Source organism: Oceanicaulis alexandrii DSM 11625 (assembly GCF_000420265.1).
Lineage (GTDB): Bacteria > Pseudomonadota > Alphaproteobacteria > Caulobacterales > Maricaulaceae > Oceanicaulis > Oceanicaulis alexandrii.
This window is the reverse complement of sequence record NZ_ATUP01000001.1, coordinates 1,299,398-1,312,690: the sequence shown is the minus strand read 5'-3', so window position 1 is coordinate 1,312,690 and position 13,293 is coordinate 1,299,398. Positions and strand designations below refer to the sequence as shown.

Here is a 13,293-nt window from a genome sequence, read left to right as displayed (position 1 = left end):
TTGAGCCGTGACCACAAGAAAGCCCCGGCGTTTTCACCGGGGCTTTCTTGTGGTCACGGCTGGCAGGCCCTACTCCATCGTCGGGATGATGAAGGCCTGGTCAGACACTTCGCCGGTGGGCCAGCGCTGGGTCACCGTCTTGATCTTGGTGAAGAAGCGCACGCCTTCCATGCCGTGCTGGTTGGCGTCGCCGAAGGAGGACCGCTTCCAGCCGCCGAAGGTGTGATAGGCCACCGGCACCGGGATCGGCACGTTCACGCCCACCATGCCCACATTGACCTTGGAGGCGAATTCCCGCGCCGCCAGGCCGTTGCGGGTGAAGATCGCCACGCCATTGCCGTACTGGTGTTCGCTGGGCAGCTTGGCGGCTTCCTCGAGGTCCTTGGCGCGCACGATCTGCAGCACCGGGCCGAAGATTTCTTCGCGATAGGTCTTCATGTCGGCGGTGACATGGTCAAACAGGGACGGGCCGATGAAATAGCCCTTCTCATGGCCTTGCAGTTTGAAGTTCCGGCCGTCGATGAGGAGCTTCGCGCCTTCGTCGACGCCCATCTGGATATAGCCTTCGACCTTGTCCTTGTGCGCCTGCGACACGACCGGGCCGTACTGGGCGTCGGGATCCGTGGAAGCGCCGGGGGTCAGCTTCTCGATCTCGGGGATCAGCTTTTCCAGCAAGCGATCGGCGGTGTCATCGCCCACGGGAACCGCGACGGGCAGCGCCATGCAACGCTCGCCGGCCGAGCCATAGGCTGAGCCCACAAGGTCTTGCACGACCTGATCCAGATCAGCGTCGGGCAGGATGATGCCGTGGTTCTTGGCGCCGCCCATGGCCTGCACGCGCTTGGCGTTAGCGGTGCCGCGCGAATAGACATACTGGGCGATATCGGAAGAGCCCACAAAGCTGACCGCCTTGATGTCGGGGTGATCGAGGATGGCGTCCACCGCTTCCTTGTCGCCATGGACCACATTCAGGATGCCGTCGGGCAGGCCCGCTTCGGTCATCAGTTCAGCCAGGCGCACCGGAACGGAGGGGTCTTTCTCGGACGGCTTGAGGATGAAGGCGTTGCCGCAGGCGATGGCTACGCCGAACATCCACATCGGGATCATGGCGGGGAAGTTGAACGGGGTGATCCCCGCCACCACGCCCAAAGCCTGACGCATGGAATAGACGTCGATGCCGGGGCCGGCGCCTTCGGTGTACTCGCCCTTCATCAGATGCGGCACGCCGCAGGCGAATTCGATCACTTCCAGGCCGCGCTGAATGTCGCCCTTGGCGTCGGCGACGACCTTGCCGTGTTCGGTGGACAGCAGGACCGCGAGCTCCTCCATGTTCTCTTCAAGCAGTTGCTTGAACTTGAACATGACGCGGGCGCGGCGCTGGGGGTTCACCGCAGCCCAGGCCGGTTGCGCCGCCTTGGCGATGGCGACCGCCTCGTCCATTTCCTTGACGCTGGCGAGCGCGACCTTGGCCTGGATCTCGCCTGTATTGGGATCATAGACATCGCCAAAGCGGTTTGAGCCGCCGGGCGCGGCCTTGCCATTGATGAAATGGTGAATATCGCGGTGTGCGGACATGAGGCTTCCTCCATCGGCCGGTCTTGGGTGGACGCCGGCGCGTGTGGTTATGATCTGGGCTGGGTTTAACGCCCGGCAGGGCGGCTTGTCGAGCGTCCAGCAGAGGATGTGAGCGCTAGCGGGTCGACAGGCTGGCGGGTTGTCCCTGGGCGGTCTCTCCACTCCAGCCCTCTTCGGCGAAAACGCCGGAGAACACTGTCGCGCCGCTCGGGTCGAACAGGCTCAGCGTGTGCGCCGTGTCAGAATAGCTCCAGAACGCCGTGGCGGACACGCCAGACGGGCAATTGGGCATGGCGGTCGCAAAGCCTGAAGCGTCACGTTGATCAAGATTGGTTTCCGGCAGGGGCGCGGCGGTCGCGTCCAGCAAGATCTCGCAGCTTTGCGACGCTGTTGACAGCGTATAGACGCCGCCCTCGGGCGGGGCCGCTTGCAGGAGCAGGCTGAGACTGATGAAGGCGAACAGCATGAAACGCTCCTGGTGCACAAAATCTGGCCGGATGGCTTGTGAATTCATCGTATCAGAGCCGCTGCCAGAGTCACCCGACAGGACCATAAAGGCGATGCGGGCCTGGAAGGTCCGTACCCGGATTACCTGGAGCTGGGGAACCAGGCCTGTGTGCGATTGGCCAGGGCGACCAGCGACAGCATGACCGGAACCTCCACCAGTACGCCCACGACGGTCGCCAGCGCCGCGCCGGAGTTCAGCCCGAAGAGCGAGATCGCCACCGCCACGGCGAGCTCAAAGAAGTTTGACGTGCCGATCAGCGCGCAGGGGGCGGCGATGTTGAACGGCACCCGCGCGACATAGGCCGCAGCGTAGGCCAGCGCGAAAATTCCATAAGACTGGATCAGCAATGGAACCGCGATCATGGCGATCACGACGGGTTGCGCGAGCAAGGTCTGTCCCTGAAAACCGAACAGGATCACCATTGTGGCGATCAGCCCTGAAATGGAGAGCGGCTTGACGCGGGCTGTGAAAGCGCGGACCGCCGCATCGCCTTCCATGGGCGGACGCTTTCGGGTCAGGACGTATCGCACCAGCGCGCCTGCGGTCAGGGGCGCGACCACATAAAGCCCGACGGAAAGCAGCAGCGTGCTCCAGGGCACGCTCACCTCGGTCACACCCAGCAACAGCGCGACGAGGGGGGCGAAGGCGAACACCATGATGACGTCATTGGCCGCGACCTGAACCAGGGTGTAGTTCGCGTCGCCTTTGGTCAGTTGCGACCAGACAAAGACCATCGCCGTGCAGGGCGCCGCGCCGAGAATGATCAGCCCGGCGATATAGGCCTGGGCGTCAGCAGGGTTGAGGAAGGGGGCGAACACAAACTCAAAGAACACCACTGCGAGGCCCGCCATGGTGAAGGGCTTGATCAGCCAGTTCACGACCAGCGTGATGGCGAGGCCTTTGGGGCGGTCGCCGATCTGACGCAAGCTCGCCAGATCAATATTCACCATCATCGGAAAGACCATCAGCCAGATCAGAACCGCCACCGGCAGATTCACATTGGCGATCTGGAGGCTGGCGAGCCAGGCGAATCCTTGCGGAAACACGACGCCGAGACTGACGCCGCACACGATGGCGCCGCCGACCCAGACTGACAGCCAGGCTTCGAAAAACCCGATACCGCCCGGTGCGGTCTCTGCCGGTGTCTGATCCATGCTCATGACGACGCGCCTTCATGAGCGGCGCACAGTATGGCGAGCCGGTCTTTGGGGTCAGCTGTCATGAGTCCGGCGGCCAGACAGGCCTGGATGCGGGATTTGAGCGCCTGGAACGTCGCTTCGAAGGCGGCTTCCGCCTGTGGACCATCCGGGGCGGTTGCGGGATCCGGCAAGCCCCAATGCGCTCTCACTGGCGCGCCGGGCCAGATCGGGCAGGCTTCAGAAGCGGCGCTGTCGCAAACCGTGATCACCACATCAATTTCGGGTGCATCTTCACCCTCAAATTCAGACCAGCTTTTGGAGCGCAATCCTTCAGCTTTGAGGCCGTGGCGGCGCAAGGTCGACAGCGCGTACGCGTTGGGGCTTCCCGTGGGTTTTGAGCCAGCGGAATACGCGGTAAGCTGTTCGCCGCTCAGTGACTCCCAGAGCGCCTCCGCCAGGATTGAGCGAGCGGAATTGCCGGTGCAGAGGACGAGAAGGTTCATCGCAGGATCCCGATTTGCGCGAAGCAGGAGAGGGTTTATGATCGATCCTCTTATATTTCAGGAATAGTTGAAGTGAAAGAGTCGACCTTGGCCTCAGAGATCGCCGCCAGCCAGTTCGCCGCCCTGGCGCATGAAACGCGCCTGATAGTCTTCCGTACCGTGATGAATGCGGGTCCAGAGGGCGTGTCAGCGGGTGATCTGGCGGTCAAGGCGCAAGTGACGCCCAGCAATCTGTCCGCCCATTTGACGGTTCTGGTATCTGCGGGCTTGCTGGATGTGCGTCGGGATGGACGGCGGCGATACTATTTCGCGGCGCTGTCGGCGGTGCGCGGTCTGCTCAATTTCCTGATCATGGAATGCTGCGACGGCAATCCGGACGTGTGCGACTTGCAGGTGTCTGAACTGACGGGCTTGCATAAAGAGGCCTGCTAGGCGTCCATGCCCAGATGACCGGGACGGACCTGACCCAAAGCCATGTGGTGGACCAGCTGATTGAAGAGCGGGCGGTGCGCCTGTCCGCCAATCCCTGGGCGTGGCCGCTGATCAAACGCGTCTTCTATCCCTTGCTGGGGTATCAAAGGGCGCGCTCGATCGCCGACGCCCTGGTCGAGAAATCGGGTCGCGAGGCGATGGACTGGGCGCAGGATTTCCTCAGCATGAGCGCCAGTGTGGACGGTCTCGATCATGTGCCCGAGACCGGCCCCTGCGTGATCACGGCGAACCATCCCGGCGGTATTTCAGATGGGATCGCCGTGTGGCAGGCGCTGAAAGCCCGCCGTCCGGACATGGTGTTTTTCGCCAACCGCGACGCGATCCGGGTCTGCGAAGGTCTGGCGGATGTGGTGATCCCGGTGGAGTGGCGCGAAGGCCACCGCAACCGCGAGAAGACCCGCGATACGCTCAAACGCGCCATCACCGCCTTTCAGGACGGGCGGTGCGTGGTGGTGTTTCCGGCGGGGCGGATGTCGATGTGGGATTGGCGCACCCTGTCGCTGCGCGATGATAGCTGGCAGCCCACCGCCGTTAGCCTGGCGCGCAAATTCAAGGCGCCGATCATCTCGCTGGGGGTGAAACAGCGCATGTCGCTGTGGTTTTACGGCCTGGGTCTGATCCACGAAGAACTGCGCCATATGACCGTGTTTCACGAACTTCTGGCCAAGAAAGGCGCGCACTACCGGTTGAATTTCGGAGCGCCGCTGGATCCGCTGACTCTGGCCGGTGACGAACAGGTGGCGAGCGAGACCTTGCGGCTGTGCAGCCAGGGGCTCGCCCGCACCGCCTGAAAATCCGTTCTCTTTTGGTCCAGTTGATCTAAACTCCCCCGCGAGGGAGACAGTCATGCGTGCAGATAGCTATCTCAAGCGTTTGATGGCGGACCTTGATCGTTGGGTTCAGGATGGGCTCATTGATGCGCAGACTGCGAAAGCGCTCGGTGATCATGCCCGTGCGCAATCCCCATCGACTCCGTCCTCTCCCATACTGGCCAGTCTGGCCGGGCTGGTCATCGGACTGGGCGTCATCACCGTAATAGCTGCGAACTGGTCTGCACTGACCGGTATCATACGGCTTGGGCTGGCCGCTTTTCTGATCAGCGCCGCCATGCTTGCAGCCGGTTACCTGCGCGATCGCGCACTGTATCTGGCGTCCAACATCACCGCCGCCATCGCCGTTTTGCTGGCGGGTGGGGGCGTGATTGTCATCGGCCAGCTCTATCACGCCAGTTCCACCAGCTCGGCGTTCCTGAGTCTGTGGACCCTGATCGGCCTGTTGATCACAGTGATGCTGCGCTCGCCCCTGGCGGGCGCGGGGACAGCGCTTCTGGCCTTGCTGTGGAGCCTGTTTCACTTTGGTGAAGCCGGTGAACTCACGCGCCTGCCTGAACCGATCTGGGTGATCCCCGTGCTGGTCGGTCTAGGCGCGCTGGGATGGACATGGCGATCCTTGGGTCTGCTCAATGTTGTGTTCCTGACGGTGATCGTCTGGGTCAGCTGGAATGTCGTTGAGCTGTTTCTGGATGAGTTCAGAGCAGAAGACGATATCCGGGTGGCCTATGCCCTGGCGGCTCTGTGGGCGGGTCTCGCCCTTGTTTCAGAGGCGCTCGCCCGCTCTAAAACGGTCTTCGCCTTGAGGAGTTTTGCGGGCTGGGCAAGCTGGGCCGCCATGGGGTTCTTGCTGGCCGGGCTGGGAACTGAGCGGGTGCTCAATAGTGACATCATGATGGTGATCGCTGCGTTCAGCCTGGCGATTTTCGCGGGTCTGACCGCGTACGGCGCGGCGCCCGGCCGACGCTGGCTACGCGGCGCCGGCGTGTTCGGTTTCATCGGCGCCGCGATCATCATCTTCACCTATTCCACAAACCTGGTCACGGCCGGTTTGACCCTGATTGTGTTCGGCGGCGCGTTGACCGCATTGTTGATCGTGACCAACCGAATGCTGGCGAAAGCCCGGGAGCCTGGATCATGATCAAGGTCTCTTTCCTTGCGCGCGCCGCGATTGGTCTGGCTGTGATCCTGGGGGGTCTGGGCTGGATGACCCTTACCCATGAAACGGCTCGGTCATCAGGGCGTGAAGTCATCCTGCAGACCAATCCGGTGGATCCGCGCGACGTGTTCTTTGGCCATTACGCCATCTTGAACTATCGCGACTTTGGTGATCGGGACGTGTCCGTGCCTAGGCGAGACCCGCGAGACTTTCAGACCGGCGAAACCGTTTATGTGGCGCTCAATCCCTCAGAGTTGTTCGCGATGCCCGGCGCTGTCTTCGCAACACGCGAAGCGGCGGCAGCGGCCGGCGCGCCGTTCCTGAAAGCGGAACTGGTCGAAGCCTACGCCCCTGAAGGCGAAGAGCCTGAGGTCTTTTGGGTCCGTTTTGACCTGCCTAGCCAGTATTTCGCCGACCCCGAAACGGCGATCGCTCTGCAGACCGACTTTCAAACGGCGAACGCGATGCAAGGTCGGCGGGATCGGTGGGAAACCTGCCGGGACCTCCAGCAAACCGCGCCTGACCGGTTCGAACAGTCCTGGATGTGCGAGGATTTTGACCTTGCCGATGAACCTCGGGCGGACATTCCAGAGTACGGGGTAATCCTGTCCGTCTCTGAAACGGGTGAGGCCGTGATCAAGGGGCTCTATCTGGATGGTCAGCGTCTGTATGACAGCCTGACCGGGCCCCGACTGACATTAGAGCGCGACGCCTAGATAAAAAAACGCCCCGATCATCAGACCGGGGCGTTTGATCATCAGCGATGGCGCAGGCCTTAGGCCTGACGTTCGACCATCAATTCCTTGATCTTGCCAATGGCCTTGGCCGGATTCAGGCCTTTCGGGCAGACATTGGTGCAGTTCATGATGGTGTGGCAGCGATAGAGCTTGAAGGGATCTTCAAGATCATCGAGACGCTCGCCGGTCGCTTCATCGCGGCTGTCGGCGATCCAGCGATAGGCCTGCAGCAAGGCGGCCGGTCCCAGATACTTGTCCGAGTTCCACCAGTAGGACGGGCAGGAAGTCGAGCATGAGGCGCACAGAATGCACTCATACAGACCATCAAGCTCTTCGCGGTCTTCCTGGCTCTGCTTCCATTCCTTCTCAGGTTCCGGCGTATCGGTCTTGAGGTAGGGATTGATGGATTCAAGCTGGGCGTAGAATTGCGTCAGATCCGGGATCAGGTCGCGGACCACCGGCTGGTGCGGCAGCGGGGCGATGGTGATGGCGCCCTTGTGCTCGTCGATGCCGTTGGTGCAGGCGATGGTGTTGCGCCCGCCGATATTCATGGCGCAGGAGCCGCAAATGCCCTCGCGGCAGGAGCGCCGGAAGGCCAAAGTGGTGTCGATCTCGTTCTTGATGAAGAACAAGGCGTCCAGGATCATCGGTCCGCACTTGGAGGTGTCGACGTAATACGTGTCCCAGGACGGATTTTCACCGGTCTCGGGATCGTAGCGATACACCTTGAAGGCGCGCAGGTTCTTCGGGTCGGCGTCGTCGGGCTTCGGCCACACCTTGCCCTTTTTCACCTGAGAATTTTTCGGCAGCGTCAGTTGGACCATGGGGTCGTTCCCGCTTTCTTGAAGCCTGTGAGCGTTGGCGGGGTCTTAGTAGACCCGCGCCTTCGGCTCGATATAGGCGATGTCGTTGGACAGGGTGTGTTCGTGAACCGGACGGTCATCAAGTTTGACCGAGCCGTCTTCATTGATCCACGCCAGGGTGTGCTTCATCCAGTTCTCATCGTCGCGATCCGGGAAGTCCTCTCGCGCATGGGCGCCGCGGCTTTCCGGACGCGCCGCCGCGGAATTCACCGTGACGGACGCCTGGGCGATGAGGTTTTCAAACTCCAGCGCTTCAACGAGATCGGTGTTCCAGATCATGGAGCGGTCATTGATGCGGATGTCGCTTGCGCCCTGATAGACGTCGGCGATGCGCTTGACGCCCTCATCCAGGATGTCCTGGGTGCGGAACACGGCGCAGTTTTCCTGCATGGCGCGCTGCATGTCGAGGCGCAGGGTCGCGGTCTTGGTGCCGCCATCGGCGTGACGCATCTTGTCAAAGCGCGCGAGCGTGTCGGCGCCGGCGTTTTCAGACAGCTCAGGCTGGCTGGCGCCGGCCTCCACCGTCTCGCCGCAGCGCAGACCGGCGGCGCGGCCGAACACCACGAGGTCGATCAGCGAGTTCGAGCCCAGACGGTTGGCGCCGTGAACGGACACGCAGGCCGCTTCGCCCACCGCCATCAGGCCTTTGACGACCTTGTCGGGATCGCCGCCGACCTTGGTCAGCACTTCGCCGTGATAATTGGTCGGGATGCCGCCCATATTATAGTGGACGGTCGGGATCACCGGGATCGGCTCCTTGGTCACGTCCACGCCTGCGAAGATCTTCGCGCTTTCTGAAATGCCCGGCAGACGCTGGGCCAGAATGGCGGGATCAAGGTGATCGAGGTGCAGGTGGATATGGTCGCCATGCTCGCCCACGCCGCGGCCTTCGCGGATCTCCATGGTCATGGAGCGCGAAACCACGTCACGGCTGGCGAGATCCTTGGCGCTGGGCGCATACCGCTCCATGAAGCGCTCGCCCTTGGAGTTGGTCAGATAGCCGCCCTCGCCGCGTGCGCCTTCGGTGATCAGGCAGCCCGCGCCGTAAATGCCGGTGGGGTGGAACTGGACGAACTCCATGTCCTGCAGCGGCAGGCCCGCGCGCAGGACCATGGCGTTGCCGTCGCCCGTGCAGGTGTGCGCGGAGGTGGCGGAGAAATAGGCCCGGCCATAACCGCCCGTCGCCAGAATGGTTTTCTGGGCGCGGAAGCGGTGCAGCGTGCCGTCGTCAAGTTTCCAGGCGGTGACGCCGACGCAGGCGCCGTCATCATCCATGATCAGGTCGAGCACGAAATACTCGATGAAGAACTCGGTCGCGTGGCGCAGGGACTGACCATACAGCGTGTGCAGGATGGCGTGACCGGTGCGGTCGGCGGCGGCGCAGGTGCGCTGCACCGGGCCTTCGCCGAAATTCTTGGTCATGCCGCCAAAGGCGCGCTGATAGATCTTGCCGTCTTCGGTGCGCGAGAAGGGCACGCCCCAGTGCTCAAGCTCGTACACGGCTTTCGGCGCGTGGCGGCACAGATATTCGATGGAATCCTGATCGCCCAGCCAGTCTGACCCCTTGACGGTGTCATACATGTGCCAGCGCCAGTCATCTTCACCCATATTGCCGAGCGAGGCGGAGATGCCGCCCTGGGCCGCAACGGTGTGCGAGCGGGTGGGAAACACTTTCGAGATGCAGGCGGTCTTCAGACCTTCCTGCGCCGCGCCGAGCGCCGCACGCAGGCCGGACCCGCCTGCGCCGACCACGACGACGTCGAAAGTGTGATCAATCCATTCATATGCGGACATTGATTATCGTCCTTCTTAACTTGCGATCGCCAGCACGGCGTAAAGGGCGGCGATCCACAGGCCGGCTGCGATCAGCGTGTTCGCGCTCAGCAGAAGGGCCTTGGTCACCGGTTTATGGATGTAGTCCTCGATCAACGTCTGGAGACCCAGGCGCATGTGATAGAATGTCGCAGTCAGGGTCAGAAGCGTCAGGATGGCGCCGAGGGGCGAGCCGATCCAGGCGCGAGCGGTTTCATAATCAGCGCTGGGCAGGCTGGCGATGGACCAGACGAACAGCGGGATCAGAACCACCAGCGCCAGGGCGGAGACGCGTTGGGCGATGAAGTGGCCGACGCCGGATTTGGCGGAGCCGAGACCGCGAGCGCGGGCGAGCGGGGTGCGAAAATCGCTCATCAGATAATCCCTCCAGCCAGGATCCAGATGCCCACCGTCACCACGATGGCGGCGACGATGATGATCATTGAGCGCTGATTGGAGCCTTTGGGGTCGAAACCCTTGCCCAGATCCCAGACCAGATGCCGGACGCCGTTAAACAGGTGATAGACCAGCGACAGGGTGAAGCCGAACAGGGCCAGCTTGACCAGAAGACCCACAGGGCCGGCCATCAGGTTTTCAAACACAGCGTAGGCGTCAGGCCCGGCGGCCAGAAGCACCAGCCAGACGGTGATCAGAATGGCGCCGATATAATTGATGGAGCCGCTGGCGCGGTGAAAAATCGAGGACGCCATGGTGGCGTGCCAGCGCCAGACTTGAAGATGCGGCGACAAGGGTCGTGGATCGACGGATTGATTGGCCATGGAAGGGCCCCCACTAATTTAAATCATTAGCCCCGTCAGCTCGGAACTCGGGCGTGACAATAATCCGCACCGGGTTAACGTCAACGCACACCAAAGTGTGGAATGCTGCTGTGTTTGCAAACGGTTCTTAGTTGCGCGCCCTGTGCGCGAACTGGACTTGCCCTGCAGGCCCGGCGATTGGGGAGAGAGCATGTCTGAAAACCACAGCGTTCTGATTACAGGCGCTTCCACTGGCATCGGTTATGCCAGCGCTAAATACTTGTCAGACAAGGGGTGGCGCGTTTTTGCAGGCGTGCGCAAGGCCGAAGACGCCGCGCGACTGAGCGCGGAACTGGGCGACAACGTGCATCCGGTGATCTGTGACGTCACCGATGCAGACATAATAAAATCAGCCGCTGAGCAGGTGCGGCAAGATTTGGCGGGGCAGACGCTCACCGGTCTCGTCAATAATGCCGGAATCGCGGTCGCCGGTCCGCTGCTGCATTTGCCGCCTGAAGAGATGACGCGCCAGATGGACGTCAACCTGACCGGGCAATTACGGGTCACCCAGGCCTTCGCACCGCTTCTCGGCGCTGAGAGGGGTTTCACCGGACAGCCGGGCCGGATCGTGAACATATCCTCGGTGGCGGGGTTTCACGCCATGCCGATCCTGACGCCCTACGCCTGCTCGAAGTTCGCGCTGGAAGCTTTCACCGAAGGCCTGCGCCGGGAGATGATGCTGTACGGGATCGACGTGGTCGCGATCAATCCAGGCCCCATCAAGACGCCGATCTGGGACAAGGCGCAGGAGCTGGATCCCGAGCAATATGGCCAGACCGATTTTATCAAGGCGATCCACCGGCTTTTGAAGTTCACGCTCAACAGCGCCGAGAACGGCCTGCCGCCCGAGCGGGTGGCCCAGGCGATCCATGCCGCGCTGACCGATAAAAAGCCCAAGCTCAACACGGTTGTGACCCCGACGCCGCTTCAAGGCCTGATGCTGAAGCTGATGCCCAGACGCATGGCGGACAAGATGATCACCTCGCAATTGGGCCTGAAGCGCTTGAACTGATCGCCAAGGAGCGACACTCTCCCTGTAACACTTCGGGGAGAGGTTTCACTCATGCGCCTTGTTTTAGCGTCTATCGCAGCGTTGGCCCTGGCCGCGCCGGCCTTCGCCACGCCGACAGAAGATTTCCGAGAGCTGATCGCGGACTATGAGGCGTTCACCGCCGAGCGTGATCTGGGCGCTCGGGCGCGGCAGGGTGATCTGGAGGCCGCCGCCTCCTGGCCGGATATGAGCCTTGAGGCGATTGAAGCCTGGGATTCGGGCATGGCCGGGTTCGATGAGCGGATCGACGCCATCGACCCTGCGGACCTGCCTGCGGACGAGCAGGCGAATTATGCTGTGCTCTCTTATGAGCTGGATAGTGCGGTCGCGGTTCCCTGGGCCACCACGGCGATGATCCCGTTCACCAATGATAGCGGGTTTCATACCAACGCCAGTTTTGCAGCGCTGACCACGCGCGTGCGCTCAGTGGAAGAAGCCGAAGCCTGGATCGCCAAGCTCAATGCCTTGCCCGACTATCTGGGCGAGCAGCAGGCCTGGCTCACGCGCGGGATCGAGACCGGCTTCACCCAGCCGCGCGCCATTCTGCAAGGCGTTGCGGACCAGATCGAGGCTCAGATCACGCCTGTCGGCGAGAGCGAGCTTCTGACGCCGATCCGCAATCTGCCTGAGACAATTCCGGCGTCTGAGCGCGAGCGCCTGATGGCGGAAGCGACCGAGGCGGTTGAAACCTCCGCCCTGCCGGCTCAACGCGATTTGCACGCCTTCTTCACCGAAACCTAGATGCCCGCCGCCCGCGACAGCCTGGGCGCGCGTGATCTGCCGGGCGGTGAAGACCTTTATCGGGCGCTTGTCCAACAGCACACCACGCTCGATCTGACGCCGGAAGAGGTGCATGCCCGCGGTCAGGCCGAAGTGGCCCGCATTCGCGCCGAGATGGATGCGGTGATCGCCGAGACAGGGTTTGAAGGCGACTTCGCCGAATTTCTCGACTTTCTGCGCACCGATCCGCAGTTTTACGCCCAGTCCGAGCGTGAGCTGATGATGGCGGCGTCCTATCTGGCCAAAAAGGCCGATGACGCCATGCCGGCCTTTTTCCACCATCTCCCGCGTCTGAGCTATGGCGTGCGGCCCGTCCCCGCAGCCATCGCGCCCAATTACACCACGGGCCGGTATTGGCCCGGGGATGCGGAGAGCGGCCAGGCGGGCGGCTATATGGTCAACACCTATCGGCTGGATCAGCGCCCGCTCTATGAATTGCCGGCTTTGACCGTGCACGAAGCTGTGCCGGGTCATCACCACCAGATCGCCATCGCGCAAGAACTTGAAAACGTGCCCGAGTTTCGAAAGCAGGGCTATATCACCGCGTTTGGTGAAGGCTGGGGACTCTACACCGAGTTTCTGGGCGTCGATATGGGCATGTATGAAACGCCCTATGAGCATTTCGGTCGTCTGACCTATGAGATGTGGCGCGCTTGCCGGCTCGTCGCTGACACCGGCATCCATTGGTATGGCTGGAGCCGGGATGAGGCTGAGGCGTGCTTTCTTGAGAACTCGGCGCTCGCACCGCTCAACATTACCAATGAAGTCAGCCGCTATATCAGCTGGCCCGGACAGGCTCTGGCCTACAAGACCGGCGAATTGCTGATCCGCGAACTGCGCTCGGACGCTGAAAGCCAGCTGGGCGAAGCCTTCGATCTTGCCGCCTTCCATGACCGCATTCTGGATGAAGGCGGCGTGCCGCTGGGCTATCTCGAAGACAAGATGCGCACCTGGATCTCGGATCAGGGGGCCTAGTCCGCCTCAGGGGGCGTTGTCGCTCGGGTCACCGGGCGCAACGCCCCTTAC

At 62.1% G+C, this 13,293-nt stretch carries 13 protein-coding genes and 1 pseudogene; 6 read left to right on the top strand and 8 right to left on the bottom strand.

The annotated features are described in order from the left end of the window. Window positions 1-69: 69 nt before the first annotated feature. The 4 genes from G405_RS0106400 to G405_RS0106385 form a co-directional block, all read right to left on the bottom strand. Window positions 70-1,575, bottom strand: coding sequence for a CoA-acylating methylmalonate-semialdehyde dehydrogenase (locus tag G405_RS0106400; RefSeq protein WP_022700683.1), 1,506 nt, complete (start codon window positions 1,573-1,575; stop codon window positions 70-72). 115 nt (window positions 1,576-1,690) lie between these two features. Continuing rightward, window positions 1,691-2,041: a hypothetical protein gene (locus G405_RS0106395; protein ID WP_156861396.1), complete on the bottom strand. Its 351-nt coding sequence runs from the start codon at window positions 2,039-2,041 to the stop codon at window positions 1,691-1,693. A 122-nt stretch (window positions 2,042-2,163) separates the two neighbouring features. After that, window positions 2,164-3,237, bottom strand: coding sequence for an ACR3 family arsenite efflux transporter (gene arsB / locus G405_RS0106390; RefSeq protein ID WP_233345998.1), 1,074 nt, complete (start codon window positions 3,235-3,237; stop codon window positions 2,164-2,166). Window positions 3,238-3,239: 2 nt separating this feature from the next. Further along, window positions 3,240-3,725: an arsenate reductase ArsC gene (locus G405_RS0106385; RefSeq protein ID WP_022700680.1), complete on the bottom strand. Its 486-nt coding sequence runs from the start codon at window positions 3,723-3,725 to the stop codon at window positions 3,240-3,242. 87 nt (window positions 3,726-3,812) lie between these two features. On the opposite strand from G405_RS0106385, the gene G405_RS0106380 reads away from it, so the two are divergent. From G405_RS0106380 to G405_RS0106365, 4 genes are read left to right on the top strand one after another with little or no spacing between them, the layout of a single operon-like run. After that, window positions 3,813-4,157 carry an ArsR/SmtB family transcription factor gene (locus G405_RS0106380; protein WP_040705328.1) on the top strand — a complete coding sequence of 115 codons (345 nt, stop codon included), beginning with the start codon at window positions 3,813-3,815 and terminating at the stop codon, window positions 4,155-4,157. A 14-nt stretch (window positions 4,158-4,171) separates the two neighbouring features. Next, the gene (locus G405_RS0106375) at window positions 4,172-5,008 is read left to right on the top strand and encodes a 1-acyl-sn-glycerol-3-phosphate acyltransferase (RefSeq protein WP_022700678.1); all 837 of its coding nucleotides are present in this window, start codon (window positions 4,172-4,174) and stop codon (window positions 5,006-5,008) included. Window positions 5,009-5,063: 55 nt separating this feature from the next. Then, window positions 5,064-6,188 (top strand): DUF2157 domain-containing protein, encoded by a 1,125-nt coding sequence (locus tag G405_RS0106370; protein WP_028284585.1) that lies wholly within the window; start codon window positions 5,064-5,066, stop codon window positions 6,186-6,188. Then, complete coding sequence (locus tag G405_RS0106365; RefSeq protein WP_022700676.1) at window positions 6,185-6,922, top strand: GDYXXLXY domain-containing protein; 738 nt, start codon at window positions 6,185-6,187, stop codon at window positions 6,920-6,922. Before G405_RS0106370 ends, G405_RS0106365 begins: the two co-directional genes overlap by 4 nt. Before the next feature lie 59 nt (window positions 6,923-6,981). Here the strand turns inward: G405_RS0106365 and G405_RS0106360 are convergent, their stop codons facing one another. Genes G405_RS0106360 through sdhC form a run of 4 tightly spaced genes read right to left on the bottom strand, consistent with a single transcriptional unit; the run spans window position 6,982 to window position 10,397 of the window. Beyond that, a complete protein-coding gene (locus tag G405_RS0106360; RefSeq protein ID WP_022700675.1) occupies window positions 6,982-7,767 on the bottom strand; it encodes a succinate dehydrogenase iron-sulfur subunit in 786 nt (261 codons plus the stop codon). A 45-nt stretch (window positions 7,768-7,812) separates the two neighbouring features. Continuing rightward, window positions 7,813-9,600, bottom strand: a complete 1,788-nt coding sequence (gene sdhA, locus G405_RS0106355; protein ID WP_022700674.1) for a succinate dehydrogenase flavoprotein subunit — start codon at window positions 9,598-9,600, stop codon at window positions 7,813-7,815. A 15-nt stretch (window positions 9,601-9,615) separates the two neighbouring features. Continuing rightward, a complete protein-coding gene (sdhD, locus tag G405_RS0106350; RefSeq protein WP_022700673.1) occupies window positions 9,616-9,993 on the bottom strand; it encodes a succinate dehydrogenase, hydrophobic membrane anchor protein in 378 nt (125 codons plus the stop codon). Further along, window positions 9,993-10,397, bottom strand: coding sequence for a succinate dehydrogenase, cytochrome b556 subunit (gene sdhC / locus G405_RS0106345; protein ID WP_022700672.1), 405 nt, complete (start codon window positions 10,395-10,397; stop codon window positions 9,993-9,995). Before sdhC ends, sdhD begins: the two co-directional genes overlap by 1 nt. Before the next feature lie 190 nt (window positions 10,398-10,587). On the opposite strand from sdhC, the gene G405_RS0106340 reads away from it, so the two are divergent. Together G405_RS0106340 and G405_RS15215 are read left to right on the top strand one after the other, a co-directional pair. After that, window positions 10,588-11,448, top strand: a complete 861-nt coding sequence (locus G405_RS0106340) for an SDR family oxidoreductase (protein ID WP_022700671.1) — start codon at window positions 10,588-10,590, stop codon at window positions 11,446-11,448. 51 nt (window positions 11,449-11,499) lie between these two features. Next, window positions 11,500-13,242: pseudogene (locus tag G405_RS15215) on the top strand (DUF885 domain-containing protein). The last annotated feature ends 51 nt before the right edge of the window (window positions 13,243-13,293 follow it).